This is a genomic window from Aquabacterium sp. J223, assembly GCF_024666615.1.
In the GTDB taxonomy this organism is placed as follows: Bacteria; Pseudomonadota; Gammaproteobacteria; order Burkholderiales; family Burkholderiaceae_C; genus J223.
The window spans coordinates 1,493,859-1,511,069 of record NZ_CP088297.1 but is presented as its reverse complement, the minus strand read 5'-3'; the positions used below and the strand labels follow the sequence as shown (position 1 = coordinate 1,511,069).

Here is a 17,211-nt window from a genome sequence, read left to right as displayed (position 1 = left end):
CCCCGTCCCCAGGACCGGCGCGCTGCGTCGGCGGGCACTGACGAGCGGCGGGCGCGGGCGCCGATGTCGGCGACGGCGCGGCCGGGGTGCAATGGCTTCAACGCACCCGCCGCGCCGTGGCGACGGGTGTTCGACGGGCCCCGACGGCCGCCATTCCCGCTCACTTGCACGGCGAAGGAGTACGAGATGAGAGAAGACAGACCCAGCGCCAAGGGCGTCAACGACCTGCGCACGCCCGGCACCTTCCGCGAGGGCGAAGACCTGCGGCCGAACGTGCCCGACCCGACCGCCACCGATGGTCTGGCCGGCACGCGGGACGCCGGGCGGCGGGCCGATGCGCACCGCGACCCGATCACCGGCGCACCCGGCTCGCACCCGGTGGGCACCGGCGTCGGCGCGCTGGCCGGCGGGGTGGCCGCGGGCGCGGCCATCGGCACCGTGGCCGGGCCGATCGGCACCGCGGTGGGCGCTGCCGTCGGCGCGCTGGCCGGCGGGCTGATCGGCAAGGGCGTGGCCGACATGATCGACCCGGCCGCGGAGGACGCCCACTGGCGCGACCACTACGCGACCCAGCCCTACGTCGACCCGACCTTCGGCTACGAGGACTACGGCCCGGCCTACCGCTACGGCGTCGACCGCTACGCCACCGACCCCGACCGCGACTTCGAGAGCCTGGAGGCCGACCTGCACCGCGACTGGGGCACGGCGCGCGCCGGTTCGCGGCTGGAATGGCACCAGGCCAAGCCGGCCGCCCGCGACGCCTGGCAGCGGGTGAAGAACGGCGTGGAGCGCGCCATCCCCGGCGACCGCGACGGCGACGGGCGCTGACCACTACAGCTCACCCCGTCCCTGGGGACAGGTTGCCGCAGGCGACCAGGGGCGGGCTGCCGCTCAGCGCGCCCAAACGGATCCGGGTCTCCCGGTCCGTTTGGGCAGCCCCCTCGGGGGGCGGCCGCCTACGGCCGGGGGCTCCACTTCAGCGCTTGGCCAGCCGCTCCCAGGTGTCGACCACCGTGTCGGGGTTGAGGGAGATCGACACGATGCCCTCGGCCGCCAGCCAATCGGCGAAGTCCGCGTGGTCGCTCGGGCCCTGGCCGCAGATGCCGACGTACTTGCCGGTGGCGCGGCAGGCGGCGATGGCACGCGAGATCAGCGCCTTCACCGCCGGGTCGCGCTCGTCGAAATCGCCCGCCAGCTGTTCCAGCCCCGAGTCCCGGTCCAGGCCCAGGGTGAGCTGCGTCAGGTCGTTGGAGCCGATCGACATGCCGTCGAAATGCTCCAGGAACTGCTCGGCCAGGATGGCGTTGCTCGGCACCTCGCACATCATGATCAGCTTCAGGCCGTCCTGCCCGCGCTTCAGGCCGCGCGAGGCGAGCATCTCGCCCACCTTCTGCGCCTGCGCCAGCGTGCGCACGAAGGGCACCATGATTTCGACGTTGTCCAGGCCCATGTCCACCCGCACGCGGCGCAGCGCCTCGCACTCCATGGCGAAGGCGTCGCTGAAGTCGCTGCTGACGTAGCGGCTCGCGCCGCGGAAGCCCAGCATCGGGTTCTCTTCATCCGGCTCGTAGCGCGAGCCGCCGATCAGCTTGCGGTACTCGTTGGACTTGAAGTCCGACAGCCGCACGATCACCGGCTTGGGCCAGAACGCGGCGGCGATGGTGGCGATGCCCTCCACCAGCTTGTCGACGTAGAAGGCGCGCGGGCTGGCATGGCCGCGGGCCACCGACTCCACCGCCTTCTTCAGCTCGGCATCGACGTTGGGATAGTCGAGGATGGCCTTCGGATGGACGCCGATGTTGTTGTTGATGATGAACTCCAGCCGCGCCAGGCCGACGCCGGCGTTGGGCATCTGCGCGAACTCGAAGGCCAGCGTCGGGTTGCCGACGTTCATCATGATCTTCACCGGGCAGTACGGCATCTCGCCGCGCTGGATGTCGGTGACCTCGGCCTCGATCAGGCCGTCGTAGATGTAGCCGGTGTCGCCTTCGGAGCAGGCGACGGTGACCAGGGCGCCGTCGGTCAGCTTCTCGGTCGCGTCGCCGCAGCCGACCACCGCCGGGATGCCCAGCTCGCGGGCGATGATGGCGGCGTGGCAGGTGCGGCCGCCGCGGTTGGTGACGATGGCGGCGGCCCGCTTCATCACCGGCTCCCAGTTGGGGTCGGTCATGTCGGTGACCAGCACGTCGCCCGGCTGCACCCGGTCCATCTCGGAGATGGAGGTGACCAGCCGGACGGGGCCGGTGCCGATCTTCTGGCCGATGGCGCGGCCTTCGGCCAGCACCGTGCTCTTGCTTCGGTCGCCGAGCAGCTTGTAGCGCTGTTCCGCCTTGCCGGCGGACTGGCTCTTCACCGTCTCCGGCCGGGCCTGCAGGATGTAGAGCTGGCCGTCGCGGCCGTCCTTGCCCCACTCGATGTCCATCGGCCGGCCGTAGTGCTGCTCGATGACCAGCGCGTAGCGGGCCAGCTCGGTGACCTCGGCGTCGTTCAGCGAGTAGCGGTTGCGCTGCTCCACCGGCGTGTCCACCGTCTTCACCAGCTTGCCGCTGGCCGCCTTCTCCTCGGGCGAGGCGAACTCCATCTTGATCAGCTTGGAGCCCAGGTTGCGGCGGATGACCGCCTGGCGGCCCGCCTTCAGCGTCGGCTTGTGGACGTAGAACTCGTCCGGGTTCACCGCCCCCTGGACCACGGTCTCGCCCAGGCCGTAGCTGGCGGTGACGAACACCACGTCGGAGAAGCCGCTCTCGGTGTCGATGGTGAACATCACGCCGGCGGCGCCGAGGTCGGAACGCACCATGCGCTGCACGCCCGCCGACAGCGCCACGTCGGCATGGGCGAAGCCCTTGTGCACGCGGTAGCTGATGGCGCGGTCGTTGTAGAGCGAGGCGAAGACTTCCTTCATCTTGGCCAGCACCTCCTCGATGCCCACCACGTTGAGGAAGGTCTCCTGCTGGCCGGCGAAGGAGGCGTCGGGCAGGTCCTCGGCGGTGGCCGACGAGCGCACCGCGAACGACGCGTCGGGCGAGCCGGCGGTCAGGCGCTCGAACTCGGCGCGGATGGCCTGCTCCAGGTCGGCCGGAAACGGCTGCTGCTCGACCCAGTGGCGGATCTCGGCACCGGCCTCGGCCAGCGCCCGCACGTCGTCGGTGTCCAGGGCGGACAGCCGCTGGTTGATCTTCTCGGTCAGGCCGCCGTGCTGGAGGAACTGGCGGAAGGCGTGTGCCGTGGTGGCGAAGCCGCCGGGCACCCGCACGCCGGAGGCGGCAAGCTGGCTGATCATTTCGCCGAGGCTGGCGTTCTTGCCGCCCACCACCTCGACGTCGGTCATTCTCAGGTTCTCAAACGGTACGACCAGGGCGGTCGCCGCCAGGCGCGCAGAAGACATGGGAAAGCTCCGTGATGACAAAAAAACTGGGTGCCGTGCCCCGTGGCGTCGTGCGGCCGGGCCCGTCCCTGTTGGACGTCTTCTGGCGGGCGGAGGGCGGTGCGCATGACTGGAAAGCGAACGGCGTGTTGCGGGCCATTCTAGGGGCGATGCCCGGGGCCGGACTGCGGCATCGTGCCGCCGTGCGGCGGCGTTCGCCGCCCGCGGCGACCGGCCGGCGCCCCTGGGATGAATCGCGGCCGGCGGAGCAAACGGCAGGCCGGCGGCCCTGTCGCCGCGCCTATCATGGGGTGGTCACAGCCCGGCCCGCGGACCGCCGCGGGCGACCCTGGCGCCATGCTCAACCGCACCGTCTTCTTCGTCTCCGATGGCACCGGCATCACCGCCGAGACCTTCGGCAACTCCATCCTGGCGCAGTTCGCGGCCAAGCCGCGCCACGTCCGCCGGCCCTTCATCGACACCATCGACAAGGCCTGGCAGGTGATCAAGGAGATCGAGGACACCGCCGCCCGCGAAGGCGCCCGGCCGATCGTCTTCATCACCCTGGTCGACGACGAGGTGCGCCGGATCATCAACGGCAGCCAGAAGGGGCTGGTGCTGGACATGTTCCGCACCTTCGTCGAGCCGCTGGAGGTGGAGTTCGGCATCAAGTCCAACCACCGGGTGGGCCGCTTCTCCGACGTGGCCAAGAGCCAGGAGTACAACGACCGCATCGAGGCCATCAACTTCTCGCTGGCGCACGACGACGGCCAATCGGCGCGCAACCTGGCGCAGGCCGACGTCATCCTGGTCGGCGTCAGCCGCTGCGGCAAGACGCCGACCTCGCTGTACCTGGCGATGCAGCACGGCATCAAGGCCGCCAACTACCCGCTGATCCCCGACGACTTCGAGCGCGACCGCATCCCGGACTCGCTGGCGCCGCACAAGCGCAAGTGCTTCGGCCTGTCGATCGACCCCGACCGGCTGAGCCAGGTGCGCAACGAGCGCCGGCCGGGCAGCAAGTACGCCGCCATCGAGAACTGCCGCTACGAGGTCAACGCCGCCGAGGCGATGATGAAGCGCGAGGGCATCGCCTGGCTGTCGTCGACGCACAAGTCGATCGAGGAGATCGCGACCACCATCCTGCGCGACATCCGACCCGACCGCCTCATCTACTGAGGCTGCTTTCGTACAGGCACACCGCCGCCGCGGCGGCGACGTTCAGCGACTCCTCGCCGCCCGGCTGCGGGATGCGCAGGGTCAGCGCGCAACGGGCCGTCACGCCGGGTTGAACGCCCTGCCCCTCGTGGCCCAGCACCCAGGCACAGGGCCTGGGCAGCGGGACCGAACCCAGCGCGGCGCCGGCGTGCGAGCTGGTGGCCACCAGCGGCACCTGCAGCGCCGCCAGGTCGTCCACCGACAGGCCCTCCACCAGCCGCAGGCCGAAGTGGGCGCCCATGCCGGCCCGCAGCACCTTGGGCGACCACAGCGCGGCCGTGCCCTTCAGCGCCAGCACCTGGCCGACGCCGAAGGCGGCGGCACTGCGCAGGATGCTGCCGACGTTGCCGGCGTCCTGCAGGCGGTCGAGCACGACGGTGGCGGCCGCCGGGTCGATCCGCACGGCGGCGGGCAGCGCCAGCCGGGCGCCGATCGGGGGCGGGGACGGCAGGCCGCTGATGGCGGCCATCAGCGCCTCGGGCAGGCGCACCACCCGGCCGCAGCGCCGGGCCAGCGCTCGCAGGTCGGGCCGTTGTTCCCAGGCCGACTCGGTGATGACGGCGGTGTCGGGCTCCACACCGCGCTGCAGCGCGGCGGCCAGCAGGTGGTCACCCTCCAGCCACACCGCCTGCTGCCTGCGGTAGCCCGCCGAGTCCTGCGCCAGCTTCTTCAAGGCGACGACCAGCGGGTTGTCGCGCGACCGGATGTCGAGCGGCTGGCCGGTCATTCCGCCTCGGGCCTCGGCAGCACCTCGCGCACCGGCGCAAAGCTGCGCCGGTGGTGCGCGCAGGCGCCGTGCGTGCGCAGCGCGAGCAGGTGCTCCGGCGTGCCGTAGCCCTTGTGCTGCGCGAACCCGTAGTGCGGGTGCATCGCGTCGATCTGCAGCAGCAGCCGGTCGCGGTGCACCTTGGCCAGGATGCTGGCGGCCGAGATGGCCTTGACGGTGGCGTCGCCGCCGACCACGGCCTCGCAGGCCATCGGCAGCACCGGCAGCTGGTTGCCGTCGACCAGCACCCGCGCCGGCAGCAGGCGCAGGCCCAGCACCGCGCGGCGCATCGCCAGCAGCGTGGCCTGCAGGATGTTCAGCCGGTCGATCTCCTCCACGCTGGCCTCGCCCACCGCGCAGCACAGCGCCTTGTCGCGGATCTCGTCGTGCAGCGCGTCGCGGCGGGACGGGCTCAACACCTTGGAGTCGGCCAGCCCGCGGATGCGGCGCGCCGGGTCGAGGATGACCGCGGCCGCCACCACCGGACCGGCCAGCGGGCCGCGACCGGCCTCGTCGACACCGGCCACCAGACCGGGCGGCGCCCAGTCCAGCCCGAGCTGGCGGCTAGCGGCCGAGGACCTGCGCGATGGCATCGGTGGCCTGCCGCGCGGTGTCGCGCCGCAGCGTGTGGTGGAGCTCGGTGAAGCGGTGCTCGACCGCCGCCGCGCGCGGCGCGTCGTCCAGCCAGGCCAGCGCCTCGTCGGCCAGGCGGGCGGGGGTCATGCGCTCCTGGATCAGCTCGGGCACGACGAAGTCCCGGCACAGGATGTTCGGCAGGCCGAACCACGGCTGGTAGGCCATGCGCTTCATCAACGCCCAGGTCAGCGGGTTCATGCGGTAGCCGATGACCATCGGCCGCTTGAAGAGGGCCGCCTCGAGCGTGGCGGTGCCGCTGGCCACCAGCGCCACGTCGCAGGCGGCCAGCGCCTCGTGCGACTGGCCGTCGAGGAGCCGCACCGCCGGGGCCCAGCGAGCCTGCAGCGGCTCGACCAGCGCGCGCAGCCCGGGCACCACCGGCAGCACCACCTGCAGCGCCGGCCGCCGCCGCTGCAGCTCGGCCGCCGCCTGCAGGAACACCGGGGCGATGGCCTCGATCTCGGAGCGCCGGCTGCCGGGCAGCAGCGCCACCACGGTGGCGTCGTCGCCGAGCCCCAGCGCGGCCCGGGCCGGACCCAGCGGCCGCTGAACCGGGATGGCGTCGGCCAGGGGGTGGCCGACGTAGCGGGCGTTGACGCCGTGCCGGGCCAGCAGGTCGGGCTCGAACGGGAACAGGCACAGCACCAGGTCGGCCGCCGCCTGCAGACGCGTCACCCGCTTGCCGCGCCAGGCCCAGATCGACGGGCAGACGAAGTGCACCGTCTTCAGGCCGGCCGCGCGCAGCCGGGTCTCCAGGCCGAGGTTGAAGTCCGGTGCGTCGACGCCGATGAAGGCGTCCGGCCGCTCGCGCAGCAGCCGTTCGGCCAGTTGTTCGCGGATGCGCGAGATGCCGCGGTAGTGGCGCAGCACCTCCACGTAGCCGCGCACTGCCAGGTGCTGGTAGGGCCACCAGGCGTCGAAACCGTGCGCGGCCATGCGCGGGCCGCCGATGCCGTGCGTGACCGCCTCGGGCCAGCGCGCCTTCAGGCCGCCGAGCAGCAGGCCGGCCAGCAGGTCGCCCGACGTTTCACCGGCCACCATCGCCAGGCGCATGGATGAACGGGTCGGCACCACCGACCGGTCAGCGGACCAGGCCGCGGGTGGCGCCGGCCACGAAGTCGAGCACCGTCTGCACGTCGCCGTCGGCCACGCCGCCCTGCTCCCCCTTCAGCGCCTGCACCTGGGCCATGGCCTGCTCCAGCGTCAGCCCGCTGCGGAAGATCAGCTTGTGCACCTGGCGGACGACGGCGATGCGCTCGGCGCTGAAGCCGCGGCGCTTCAAACCCACCAGGTTGACCGACCGCACCGCCAGCGGGTTGCCGTCCACGGTCATGAACGGCGCCACGTCCTGCGCCACGTGGCCCTGGAAACCGACCATCGCGTGCGCGCCGATGTGAACGAACTGGTGCACGCCCGTCAGGCCGCCGATGGTGGCCCAGTCGCCGACGTGCACATGGCCGGCGAGCGTGGCGTTGTTGGCCAGCACCGTGTGGTCGCCCAGCCGCACGTCGTGGGCGATGTGCACGTAGGCCATGATCCAGTTGTCGCTGCCGACGCGGGTCACGCCCTCTTCCTTCAACGTGCCGGTGTTGAAGGTGCAGAACTCGCGGATGGTGTTGCGATCGCCGATGACCAGCGCGGTGGGCTCGCCCCGGTGCGCCATGTCCTGCGGCATGGCGCCCAGCGAGGCGAACTGGAAGATGCGGTTGTCGCGGCCGATGGTGGTGCGGCCCTCGATGACGGCATGCGGGCCGACGCGGGTGCCGGCGCCGATGCGCACGTCGGGGCCGATCACCGCATAGGGGCCGATGACGACGCCCTCGTCCAGCTCGGCCGCCGGGTCGACGATGGCGGTGGGGTGGATGTCGCGGGCCATGGCGCGTCAGGTCGTCGGCGGGCGGTCGCTCAGGCCAGCGCCGGGCCGCCCCAGGCGGCCTCGGCACCCCTCGGGGGTTGCGAGCAGCAACGAGCGGGGGCCGCCATTCAACCCACCTTGCGCATGGTGCACATGAGCTGCGCCTCGCAGGCCACCTCCTCGCCCACCAGCGCGCGGCCGCCGAACTTGAAGATGCCGGCCTTGTGCCGCTCCAGCGTGACGTCGAGGACGAGCTGGTCGCCCGGCTCCACCGGCCGTTTGAAGCGGGCGGCGTCGATGCCCGCGAAGTAGTAGACGGTGTCGTCGTCCAGCTCGACGCCCTGCACCGCGAAGGACAGCAGCGCGGCCGCCTGCGCCATCGCCTCCAGCATCAGCACGCCGGGCATCACCGGCCGCTTCGGGAAGTGGCCGAGGAAGAACGGCTCGTTGATGGTGACGTTCTTCAGCGCGCGGATGCGCTGGGCGTCGGTGTCGATCGAGAGCACCCGGTCCACCAGCAGGATGGGGTAGCGGTGCGGCAGCTTCTTGAGGATCTGGTGGATGTCCATCGTCGTCGTGCGGCGGCGGGGGCATGGCGCCTGTGGCGCCGTTCAGCGCCGGTGGCGGGCCACCGGCATCGGGTCAGGCCAGCTTCTTCTCCAGCGCGCGCAGTCGGTCGCGCAGGGTGTGCAGCTGGCGCAGGGTGGCGGCGTTCTTCTCCCAGCGCGCATTGTCGTCCATGGGGAAGAAGCCGCTGTAGTGGCCGCGCTGGTGGATGGAGTGCGAGACCACCGTCGCCGCCGAGATGGTGACGTGGTCGGCGATCTCCAGGTGGCCGAGGATGATGGCGGCGCCGCCGATGGCGCAGTGCGCGCCGATGCGGGTGCTGCCGGCGACCCCGGTGCAGCCGGCCATGGCGGTGTGGCGGCCGATGCGCACGTTGTGGCCGATCTGGATCAGGTTGTCGAGCTTGACCCCGTCCTCGACCACCGTGTCGCCCAGCGCGCCGCGGTCGATGCACGTGTTGGCGCCGATCTCGACGTCGTCGCCGATGCGCACCGCGCCGAGCTGCTCGATCTTTTCCCAGCGGCCGTCGGTGGGTGCGAAGCCGAAGCCGTCGGCGCCGATCACCACCCCGCCATGGACGATGCCGCGCTCGCCGATGCGGCAGCCGTCGGCCAGCACCACCCGCGGGCCGAGCCGCGTGCCGGCGCCGACCACCGCGTCGCGCCCGAGGTGCACCTGCGAGACCAGCACCGCGCCGGCCGCGACCTCGGCGCCCTCGCCGACCACGCACAGCGGGCCGACGCTGGCCGACGGGTCCACGCGCGCGCCGGGCTCGACCACCGCCGAGGGGTGGACCCCCGGCCGCGGCGCGGGCCGGCTGCGGGCGGCCCAGAACTGGGTCAGCCGGGCGAAGTGCAGGTAGGGGTCGGGGGCGACGATGGCCGCGCCGCAGGCGGCCAGTGCCTCGTCGCGCAGCGCCGGCGCGACGATCACCGCGGCGGCCCGGGTGCCGGCCAGCTGGTGGCGGTAGCGCGGGTTGGCCAGGAAGCTGAGCGTGGCCGGGGCGTCGTCGTCCAGCGGCCCGAGGCGCTCGATCAGCCGGCTGCCGTCGCCGGCCAGTTCGCCGCCGGTCTGCGCGACCAGCGCGTCGAGCCGCATCGCGGCCACGCTGGCCGCAGGGAGGCGCGGGTCGCCGGCCATGGCGGCCGGCTACTTGGCGGCGTTGAGGGCGTCGATCACCTTCTTGGTGATGTCGACGCGCGGGCTGGCGAAGACCACCTCCTGCAGGATGAGGTCGTACTTCTCCTGGTCGAAGATCTGCTTGATGACGCGGTTGGCCCGCTCGACCACCTGGGCCAGTTCCTCGTTCTTGCGCTGCTGCAGGTCCTCCTGGAACTCGCGGCGCTTGCGCTGGAAGTCGCGGTCCTGCTCGACCAGGTCGCGCTGGCGGCGGCCGCGCTCGGCCTCGGACAGCGTGGGCGCGTCCTTCTCCAGCTTGTCCGACGCGGCCTTCAGGCGGCCGGCGACGTCGTTCAGCTCGCGCTCACGCTTGCCGAACTCCGCCTCCAGCTTGGCCTGCGCGGCCTTGGCCAGGTTGGCCTCGCGCAGCACGCGCTCGCTGTTGACGTAGCCGATCTTCAGCGGTTCCTGGGGTTGCGCCTGCGCCTGGACGGCGCCGGCCCCACCGGCCATCAGCGCGGCGGCCAGCAGCCACCGGAGGGCCAGCGACGGGCCGAACAGCGACTTCCACGGCTTGCTCATCAAAAGGCGGTCCCGATCTGAAATTGGAAGCGCTGGATTCTATCGTTCGGCTCATTGCGCACCGGCACGCCGTAGCTCACCTTCAGCGGCCCCAGCGGCGAGATCCAGGACAGGCCGACGCCGACCGACGCGCGCAGGCTGTTGCCGGTGATCTTCTGGCCGTCGCCCCAGACGTTGCCGACGTCGGTGAAACCGAAGATGCGCAGGGTCTTGTCGTTGCCGCTGCCGGGCACCGGCACGTACAGCTCGGTATTCAGGTTCAGCCGCTTGGTGCCGCCGAGGTAGGCGCCGGTGTTGTCGATCTCGCCCAGCGAGCTCTGCGAGAAGCCGCGGATGGAGCCGAGCCCGCCGCCGTAGAAGTACTTGAACACCGGGAACGGACGGCCGCCGAAGGCGCTGCCGACGCCGACCTCGCCGTTGAGCATCAGCGTGAAGCGGGGACCCAGCGGGAAGTAGCGCTGCGCCTGCAGGTTGGTGCGCAGGTACTGCGTGTCGCCGAAGGGGCTCATTTCTAGGTTGACGCGGTTCAGGCCGCCGCGGGTCGGGTTGAGGCCGCTGTCGCGGTCGTCGCGCGACCAGCCGATCGTCACCGGCACGATGGTGGTGTCGGCGCCGTACTGCGTGGCGTAGGTGATGTACTTCAGCGGCAGGCCGAAGTTGCCCACCACCCGCGTCTGCTCCACACCGACACCGACGAACACCGTGTCGTACTCGGTGAACGGCACGCCGAAGCGGATGGCCGAGCCCACGGTGGCCAGCGAGAAGGTGTTGGCGATGCTGTTCAGCGGCCGGGTGGTGCGGTAGTAGACGTCCACCGCCCGGGACACGCCGTCCGCGGTGAAGTAGGGGTCCACCGTCGACACCGACAGGGTGCGGTAGGAGCGGCTGGTGTTGACCTCGACGCCCAGGTAGTTGCCCGAGCCGAAGACGTTCTCCTGCTTGATGGCGGCCGTCAGCGCCACCCGCTCGACGCTGGAGTAGCCGGCGCCGAGCATCAGGTTGCCGGTGGGCTTCTCCGCCACGTTGATCAGCAGGTCGACCTGGTCGGGCGCACCGGGCACCTCGTTGGTCTCGACGCTGACCTCCTTGAAGTAGCCCAGGCGGTCGACCCGGTCACGCGACAGCTTGATCTTCTGGCCGTCGTACCAGGACGACTCGAACTGCCGGAACTCGCGGCGCACCACCTCGTCGCGGGTGCGGGTGTTGCCCGCCACGTTGATGCGGCGCACGTAGACGCGGCGTTGCGGCTCGGCGGCCAGCACCAGCATCACCTGCGCCCGCTCGCGGTCGATCTGCGGCCGCGCCTCGACGCGGGCGAAGGCGTAGCCGTAGCTGCCGAAGCGCTCGGCGAAGGCGCGCTGCGTCTCGGCCACGTCCTCGGCCCTGTAGGCTTCGCCGGGCTTGACCCTGACCAGGCTCTTGAACTCGTCCTCCTTGCCGAGGAAGTCGCCTTCCAGCCGCACGCCCGTCACGGTGTAGGGCTGGCCCTCGCGCACCGTGACGGTGATGGTGATGTCCTGCTTGTCGGGCGAGATGGTCACCTGCGCCGACTCGACGTTGAACTCGAGGTAGCCGCGGTTGGTGTAGTAGGCGCGCAGCGTCTCCAGGTCGGCGTTGAGCTTGGTGCGCGAGTAGCGGTCCGACTTGGTGTACCAGCTCAGCCAGTTCGGCGTGCGCAGGTCGAACAGGCCGCGCAGCGTGCCCTCGGAGAACGCCTTGGCGCCGAGGATGCGGATCTCGCGGATGCGCGCGACGTCGCCCTCGACCATGGTGAAGGTGATGGCGACGCGGTTGCGCTCCTGCGGCGTGACGGTGGTCACCACCTCGGCGCCGTACAGGCTCTTCGACAGGTACTGGCGCTTGATCTCCTGCTCGGCGCGGTCGACCACGGCGCGGTCATAGGGCAGGCCCTCGCCGATGCCGGAGTCGCGCAGCGCCTTGAGCAGCGTGTCCTTGTCGAACTCGCGCAGGCCGACGAAGCTGACCGCGCCGATGACGGCGCGCTCGTCGACGATGACGACCAGCACGTTGCCCTCGACCTCCAGCCGCACGTCCTTGAACAGCCCGGTGGCGAACAGGGCGCGCAGCGCGGCGGCGCCCTTGTCGTCGCTGTAGAGGTCGCCGACGCGCAGGCCGAGGGCCGCGAACACCGTGCCGGGGTCGGTGCGCTGCAGGCCCTCGATGCGGATGTCGCTGACGGTGAAGGGTTCGACGGCCAAAGCCGGCAATGCGGGAAACGCGGCCGCGACAACGGCCACGCAAGCGGCCACGGGGCGTAGCGCGCTCGGCGCGAAAAGCGGGTGCATTGAGGGGTGGGTCAGTGCAGGCCCAGCAGGCGGGCCACGTCGTTGGACAGGGCGAGGGACATCAACAGCAGCATGACCAGCGCGCCACCGCGCTGCAGCCACTTCAGCCACACCTCGGACACCGGCCGCCCGGTCACGCCCTCGAAAATGTAATACATGAGGTGGCCGCCATCGAGCATCGGCAGGGGCAGCAGGTTGAGCACGCCGAGGCTGACGCTGACCAGCGCGAGGAAACCCAGGTAGTACGGCAGGCCCTGCTGCACCGACTGGCCGGCGTAGTCGGCGATGGTGAGCGGTCCGCTCAGGTTCTTCAGCGAGGCCTCGCCGATCAGCATGCGGCCAAGCATCTTCAGCGTGAGCGCCGACACGTCCCAGGTGCGCACCACCGCGCGCTGCAGCCCTTCGATCGGGCCCTGCCGCACGGTGACCATTTCCGGCGGCGCGCCGACGAAGGCCTCGATGCGGCCGATGGTGCGCCGGCCCTCGTTCACCACCTTGGGCTGCACCACCCGCTCCTGCCACAGGCCGCGGCGTTCGATGAGCCAGCTCTGCGCCACGGGCTGGCCGTCGCGCACCGCCTCGCGGATGCGCTCGCGCAGGCTCTGCGCGTCCTCCACCGCCACGCCGTCGACCTTGAGCACCCGGTCGCCTGCCTGCAGTCCCGCCTCGGCCGCCGCCCCGCCGTCCTTGACCTCGCCCAGCACCGGCTCGCTGAAGGGGCCGCCGAGGCCGATGCGGCGGTTCACCGCCTCGTCCATGTCGGCGCTCTCCAGCGTGTCCAGCGCCAGCGTGGCGTTGCGCGGGCCGCCGGCACGGCGCTGCAGCTGCAGTTGCAGCGGCTCCGACCGCAGCACCGCCTGGGTGACCTCCCAGCGCAGGTCGGCCATCGAGCGCACCTCCTGCCATTCGCCGTCGGGCGGCGCCACCGCCAGCACCTCGTCGCCGGCGCGCAGGCCGGCGCGCTCGGCCAGGCTGCCGGCCAGCGGCGCGCTCATCACCGCGCGCGGCTCCTCGATGCCCATCCAGTAGGCGCCGGCGTACAGCAGCACCGCGAGCAGCAGGTTGGCGATCGGTCCGGCGGCGACGATGGCCGCCCGCTGCCACAGCGGCTTGTGGTTGAAGGCGAGGTGGCGCTCGGCCGGCGGCACCGGCGCCTCGCGCTCGTCGAGCATGCGCACGTAGCCGCCGAGCGGCAGCGCCGACAGCACGAACTCGGTCGACTGCGGCGTCTTCTGCCAGCGCCACAGCACCCGGCCGAACCCCACCGAGAAGCGCAGCACCTTGACGCCGCAGGCCACCGCCACCCGGTAGTGGCCGTACTCGTGGATGACGATCAGCACCCCGAGGGTGAGGATGAAGGCGAGCACGGTGATCATCGGGTCAACCCTTTCACCAGTTGGCGGGCGTGCACCCGCGCGCGTTCGTCCAGCGCGAGCAGCGCGTCGACGCCGTCGGCATCGGCCGCGCCGGGGCGCACCTGCTCCAGCGTGGCGGCGTTGACGCGGTGGATGTCGAGGAAGCCGATGCGCCCGTCGAGGAAGGCGGCCACCGCCTCCTCGTTGGCGGCGTTGAGCACCGCGGTCGTGCCCTCGGGCGCCGCCAGCGCCTGCCACGCCAGGAAGAGCCCGGGGAAGCGCTCGGCGTCCGGCGCGCGGAAGGTCAGGCCGGCCAGCGTGGTGACGTCCAACGTGTCGGCGCCGGACTCGATGCGCTCCGGCCAGGCCAGGCCGTAGGCGATCGGCACCCGCATGTCCGGCGTGCCGAGCTGCGCCAGCACCGAGCGGTCGCGGCACACCACCATCGAATGCACGATGCTCTGCGGGTGGATCACCACCCGGATCTGTTCGGGCGCGAGGTCGAACAGCCAGCGCGCCTCGACCACCTCCAGCGCCTTGTTCATCATGGTCGCCGAGTCGACCGAGATCTTGCGGCCCATCACCCAGTTGGGATGGGCGCAGGCCTGGTCCGGCGTCACCGCGCCGAGGGTGGCCGGGTCGCGGTCGCGGAAGGGGCCGCCGGAGGCGGTGAGCACGATGTGGTCGATGCGACCGGCCCAGGTGCCGCGGTCCTCGGGCAGGCACTGGAAGATGGCCGAGTGCTCGCTGTCGATGGGCAGCAGCAGCGCACCGCCTTCCCGCACCGCCTGCATGAAGGTGCGGCCGCCGACGACCAGCGCCTCCTTGTTGGCCAGCAGCAGGCGTTTGCCGGCGCGCGCCGCGGCCATGCAGGGCCGCAGGCCGGCGGCGCCGACGATGGCGGCCATCACCGTGTCGACCTCGGGATGCGAGGCCATCCGGCACAGCCCGGCATCGCCTTCCAGCACCTCGGTGGCCAGGCCGTCGGCGGCCAGCGCCTCGCGCAGTCCGCGCGCGGCCGTCGCCGGCACCGCCACCCAGCGCGGGCGGAAGCGCCGGCACAGCGCGAGCAGCGGCTCCAGCCGCTGGTGGCCGCTCAGGCCGACGACCTCGAAGCGGTCGGGGTGGCGGGCCACCACGTCCAGCGTGTTGCCGCCGATCGAGCCGGTGGCGCCCAGCACCACCAGGCGCTGTCGACGGTGCGGGGTCATCGGTCCCGGACCCATCACCAGGCGGCCAGCGCCATCGCGGCCGGGAACACCGGCAGCAGCGCGTCGATGCGGTCCAGCACGCCGCCATGGCCGGGCAGCAGCCGGCTCGAATCCTTGGCACCGGCGGCCCGCTTGACCAGCGACTCGAAGAGGTCGCCGACCACGCTCAGCCCCGCCAGCGCCCAGGCGCCGACCACCAGCCAGGCCGTGCCGCCCTGCTGCTGCAGGCGGCTGTAGACACTGGCCGAATCGACGTTGAAGCGGCGGTCCACCCACAGCCACAGCGCGGCGAGCAGCGCCACGCCCAGCCAGCCGCTGAACACGCCCTCCCAGCTCTTGCCCGGGCTGATGCCGGGGGCCAGCTTGCGCCGGCCGAAGGCGCGGCCGCCGAAGTAGGCCGCGATGTCGGCGGCCCACACCAGCACGAACACCGAGAGCAGGAAATTGAGCCCCACCGACTTGGCCTGCACCATCGCGGCCCAGGCGGCGTAGAGCAGCAGCAGGCCCAGCACCCCGCGCAGCGCCCGCGGCACCCGCGGCCACGACGACACCCCGCCGCGCAGCACCAACGCCCCGCCGACGACCCACAGCAGCGCGACCACGCCCCAGACGGCCGCCGGCAGGCGCAAGTCGTCGGCTGCGCCGACCGAGGCGGCACAGGCCAGCGCCAGGACCACCCCGCCGGCCACGGCCGCCGGCGCGGACCACTGGTTCAGCCGGCCCCACTCCCAACCGGCAGCGCCGATCAGGACCAGGGTCAGCAGCGCGAACGGCCAGGTGGCGGTGCTGGCCAGCGCCGGCAGCAGCAGCGCCAGCAGGACGACCGCGGTGAGGATGCGCTGCTTGAGCATGGGCAGCCGGTCTAGGCGCCGGAGGTCGCCGGCTGCGGCTCGGCGGTCTTCACCAGGCCGAAGCGGCGGTCGCGCCGCGCGTAGGCGGCGAGCGCCTGGTCCAGTTCGGCGGCGTCGAAGTCGGGCCACAGGCAGTCGCTGAAGTACAGCTCGGCGTAGGCCACCTGCCAGAGCAGGAAGTTGCTGATGCGCACCTCGCCGCCGGTGCGGATGAAGAGGTCGGGGTCGGGCGCGTAGCTCAGGGCCATCAGCGACGACAGGCGCGCCTCGTCGATCTCGGCCGGGGCGAGGCCTTCGGCCACCGCCCGGCGGCAGGCCTGCACCACGTCCCAGCGGCCGCCGTAGTTGAACGCCACCGACAGCGTGATGCGGGTGTTGTGCGCGGTCTGCGACTCGGCGGTGTGCCAGGCGTCGCGCACCCGGTCCGACACCGCCTCGCGGTCGCCGACGATGCGGATGCGCACGCCTTCCTTCGACAGCTTGGTCAGGTACTTCGAGACCGCCACCAGCACCAGGCCCATCAGGCCGGAGACCTCCTCGCTGGGCCGCTTCCAGTTCTCCGACGAGAAGGCGAAGACGGTCAGGTACTCCACCCCGCGGTCGGCACAGGCCTGCACCGTGCGCACCAGCGCGTCGACACCCTGCTTGTGGCCGAAGAAGCGCGGCATGAAGCGCCGCTTGGCCCAACGGCCGTTGCCGTCCATCACGATGGCCACATGCCGTGGCACGGCGGCCGACGAAGCGGCCGGGGCGCGGGGGGAATCCAACTGCGGTGTTCCTTCTGCGGGACGGTGCACGGCCGGGCGGCGGGCGGGGCGGGTCAGACCGCCAGGATCTCGGCTTCCTTGCCGCTGATCAGCTTGTCGATGTCGCCGATCGTGCGGTCGGTGAGCTTCTGCACCTCGTCCTGCAGCCGACGCTCCTCGTCCTCGGTGATCGCCTTGTCCTTGAGCAGCTTCTTGGCCTGCTCGTTGGCCTCGCGGCGCAGGTTGCGCACCGCCACCTTGGCGTCCTCGCCGGCATGGCGCACGACCTTGGTCAGGTCCCGGCGGCGCTCCTCGGTCAGCGCGGGCATGGGCACGCGCAGCAGGTCGCCCTGGGCCGCCGGGTTGAGGCCCAGCTCCGATTCGCGGATGGCCTTCTCGATCTTGGCGCCCATGCCCTTCTCCCAGGGCTGGACACCGATGGTGCGGGCGTCGAGCAGGGTCACGTTGGCGACCTGGCTGATCGGCACCATCGAGCCGTAATAGTCCACCTGCACCTGGTCCAGCAGCCCCGGGTGCGCCCGGCCGGTGCGGATCTTCTGCAGTTCGTTCTTGAAGGCGTCGACCGACTTGGCCATCTTGGTCTCGGCGGTCTTCTTGATGTCAGCGGTGGTCAT

16 protein-coding genes are annotated in these 17,211 nt (G+C 71.8%); 2 read left to right on the top strand and 14 right to left on the bottom strand.

Annotated features, from left to right (window positions below; all coding sequences use genetic code 11):
- Positions 1-186: 186 nt before the first annotated feature.
- Positions 187-828: a hypothetical protein gene (locus LRS07_RS07315; RefSeq protein ID WP_260501285.1), complete on the top strand. Its 642-nt coding sequence runs from the start codon at positions 187-189 to the stop codon at positions 826-828.
- A gap of 148 nt (positions 829-976) precedes the next feature.
- On the opposite strand, the gene ppsA is transcribed toward LRS07_RS07315, so the two are convergent.
- Positions 977-3,385, bottom strand: coding sequence for a phosphoenolpyruvate synthase (gene ppsA / locus LRS07_RS07310; RefSeq protein WP_260501284.1), 2,409 nt, complete (start codon positions 3,383-3,385; stop codon positions 977-979).
- A gap of 336 nt (positions 3,386-3,721) precedes the next feature.
- On the opposite strand from ppsA, the gene ppsR reads away from it, so the two are divergent.
- Positions 3,722-4,543 (top strand): posphoenolpyruvate synthetase regulatory kinase/phosphorylase PpsR, encoded by an 822-nt coding sequence (ppsR, locus tag LRS07_RS07305; protein WP_260501283.1) that lies wholly within the window; start codon positions 3,722-3,724, stop codon positions 4,541-4,543.
- Here the strand turns inward: ppsR and LRS07_RS07300 are convergent.
- The 13 genes from LRS07_RS07300 to frr form a co-directional block, all read right to left on the bottom strand.
- Positions 4,533-5,309, bottom strand: coding sequence for a TrmH family RNA methyltransferase (locus LRS07_RS07300; RefSeq protein WP_260501282.1), 777 nt, complete (start codon positions 5,307-5,309; stop codon positions 4,533-4,535). The two genes, ppsR and LRS07_RS07300, sit on opposite strands and share 11 nt — an antisense overlap.
- Entirely contained in the window at positions 5,306-5,941 is a 636-nt protein-coding gene (gene rnhB, locus LRS07_RS07295) for a ribonuclease HII (protein WP_260501281.1), read from the bottom strand. Before rnhB ends, LRS07_RS07300 begins: the two co-directional genes overlap by 4 nt.
- Positions 5,913-7,037, bottom strand: coding sequence for a lipid-A-disaccharide synthase (gene lpxB / locus LRS07_RS07290; RefSeq protein ID WP_260502066.1), 1,125 nt, complete (start codon positions 7,035-7,037; stop codon positions 5,913-5,915). The genes rnhB and lpxB overlap by 29 nt, the downstream gene beginning before the upstream one ends.
- 28 nt (positions 7,038-7,065) lie before the next feature.
- On the bottom strand, positions 7,066-7,860 hold the full coding sequence (lpxA, locus tag LRS07_RS07285; protein ID WP_260501280.1) for an acyl-ACP--UDP-N-acetylglucosamine O-acyltransferase: 795 nt from the start codon (positions 7,858-7,860) through the stop codon (positions 7,066-7,068).
- A 107-nt stretch (positions 7,861-7,967) separates the two neighbouring features.
- A complete protein-coding gene (fabZ, locus tag LRS07_RS07280) occupies positions 7,968-8,408 on the bottom strand; it encodes a 3-hydroxyacyl-ACP dehydratase FabZ (protein ID WP_260501279.1) in 441 nt (146 codons plus the stop codon).
- 73 nt (positions 8,409-8,481) lie between these two features.
- Positions 8,482-9,546: a UDP-3-O-(3-hydroxymyristoyl)glucosamine N-acyltransferase gene (lpxD, locus tag LRS07_RS07275; RefSeq protein ID WP_409450611.1), complete on the bottom strand. Its 1,065-nt coding sequence runs from the start codon at positions 9,544-9,546 to the stop codon at positions 8,482-8,484.
- Positions 9,547-9,555: 9 nt separating this feature from the next.
- The gene (locus LRS07_RS07270; protein WP_409450610.1) at positions 9,556-10,107 is read right to left on the bottom strand and encodes an OmpH/Skp family outer membrane protein; all 552 of its coding nucleotides are present in this window, start codon (positions 10,105-10,107) and stop codon (positions 9,556-9,558) included.
- Positions 10,107-12,413 carry an outer membrane protein assembly factor BamA gene (bamA, locus tag LRS07_RS07265; RefSeq protein WP_260501278.1) on the bottom strand — a complete coding sequence of 769 codons (2,307 nt, stop codon included), beginning with the start codon at positions 12,411-12,413 and terminating at the stop codon, positions 10,107-10,109. The genes LRS07_RS07270 and bamA overlap by 1 nt, the downstream gene beginning before the upstream one ends.
- Positions 12,414-12,424: 11 nt before the next feature.
- The gene (gene rseP, locus LRS07_RS07260; protein WP_260501277.1) at positions 12,425-13,789 is read right to left on the bottom strand and encodes an RIP metalloprotease RseP; all 1,365 of its coding nucleotides are present in this window, start codon (positions 13,787-13,789) and stop codon (positions 12,425-12,427) included.
- Positions 13,786-14,979, bottom strand: a complete 1,194-nt coding sequence (locus LRS07_RS07255) for a 1-deoxy-D-xylulose-5-phosphate reductoisomerase (RefSeq protein WP_260501276.1) — start codon at positions 14,977-14,979, stop codon at positions 13,786-13,788. Before LRS07_RS07255 ends, rseP begins: the two co-directional genes overlap by 4 nt.
- Positions 14,980-14,993: 14 nt before the next feature.
- Positions 14,994-15,830 (bottom strand): phosphatidate cytidylyltransferase, encoded by an 837-nt coding sequence (locus LRS07_RS07250; protein WP_260501275.1) that lies wholly within the window; start codon positions 15,828-15,830, stop codon positions 14,994-14,996.
- 11 nt (positions 15,831-15,841) lie between these two features.
- On the bottom strand, positions 15,842-16,597 hold the full coding sequence (gene uppS, locus LRS07_RS07245) for a polyprenyl diphosphate synthase (protein WP_260501274.1): 756 nt from the start codon (positions 16,595-16,597) through the stop codon (positions 15,842-15,844).
- A 53-nt stretch (positions 16,598-16,650) separates the two neighbouring features.
- On the bottom strand, positions 16,651-17,211 hold the full coding sequence (frr, locus tag LRS07_RS07240) for a ribosome recycling factor (RefSeq protein ID WP_260501273.1): 561 nt from the start codon (positions 17,209-17,211) through the stop codon (positions 16,651-16,653).

Excerpts from the sequence above, each read along its gene's own strand:
- LRS07_RS07315 (WP_260501285.1), top strand. The coding sequence starts at position 187 with ATGAGAGAAGACAGACCCAGCGCCAAGGGCGTCAACGACCTGCGCACG.
- ppsA (WP_260501284.1), bottom strand. The coding sequence starts at position 3,385 with ATGTCTTCTGCGCGCCTGGCGGCGACCGCCCTGGTCGTACCGTTTGAG.
- ppsR (WP_260501283.1), top strand. The coding sequence starts at position 3,722 with ATGCTCAACCGCACCGTCTTCTTCGTCTCCGATGGCACCGGCATCACC.
- LRS07_RS07300 (WP_260501282.1), bottom strand. The coding sequence starts at position 5,309 with ATGACCGGCCAGCCGCTCGACATCCGGTCGCGCGACAACCCGCTGGTC.
- rnhB (WP_260501281.1), bottom strand. The coding sequence starts at position 5,941 with ATGCCATCGCGCAGGTCCTCGGCCGCTAGCCGCCAGCTCGGGCTGGAC.
- lpxB (WP_260502066.1), bottom strand. The coding sequence starts at position 7,037 with ATGCGCCTGGCGATGGTGGCCGGTGAAACGTCGGGCGACCTGCTGGCC.
- lpxA (WP_260501280.1), bottom strand. The coding sequence starts at position 7,860 with ATGGCCCGCGACATCCACCCCACCGCCATCGTCGACCCGGCGGCCGAG.
- fabZ (WP_260501279.1), bottom strand. The coding sequence starts at position 8,408 with ATGGACATCCACCAGATCCTCAAGAAGCTGCCGCACCGCTACCCCATC.
- lpxD (WP_409450611.1), bottom strand. The coding sequence starts at position 9,546 with ATGGCCGGCGACCCGCGCCTCCCTGCGGCCAGCGTGGCCGCGATGCGG.
- LRS07_RS07270 (WP_409450610.1), bottom strand. The coding sequence starts at position 10,107 with ATGAGCAAGCCGTGGAAGTCGCTGTTCGGCCCGTCGCTGGCCCTCCGG.
- bamA (WP_260501278.1), bottom strand. The coding sequence starts at position 12,413 with ATGCACCCGCTTTTCGCGCCGAGCGCGCTACGCCCCGTGGCCGCTTGC.
- rseP (WP_260501277.1), bottom strand. The coding sequence starts at position 13,789 with ATGATCACCGTGCTCGCCTTCATCCTCACCCTCGGGGTGCTGATCGTC.
- LRS07_RS07255 (WP_260501276.1), bottom strand. The coding sequence starts at position 14,979 with ATGACCCCGCACCGTCGACAGCGCCTGGTGGTGCTGGGCGCCACCGGC.
- LRS07_RS07250 (WP_260501275.1), bottom strand. The coding sequence starts at position 15,830 with ATGCTCAAGCAGCGCATCCTCACCGCGGTCGTCCTGCTGGCGCTGCTG.
- frr (WP_260501273.1), bottom strand. The coding sequence starts at position 17,211 with ATGACCACCGCTGACATCAAGAAGACCGCCGAGACCAAGATGGCCAAG.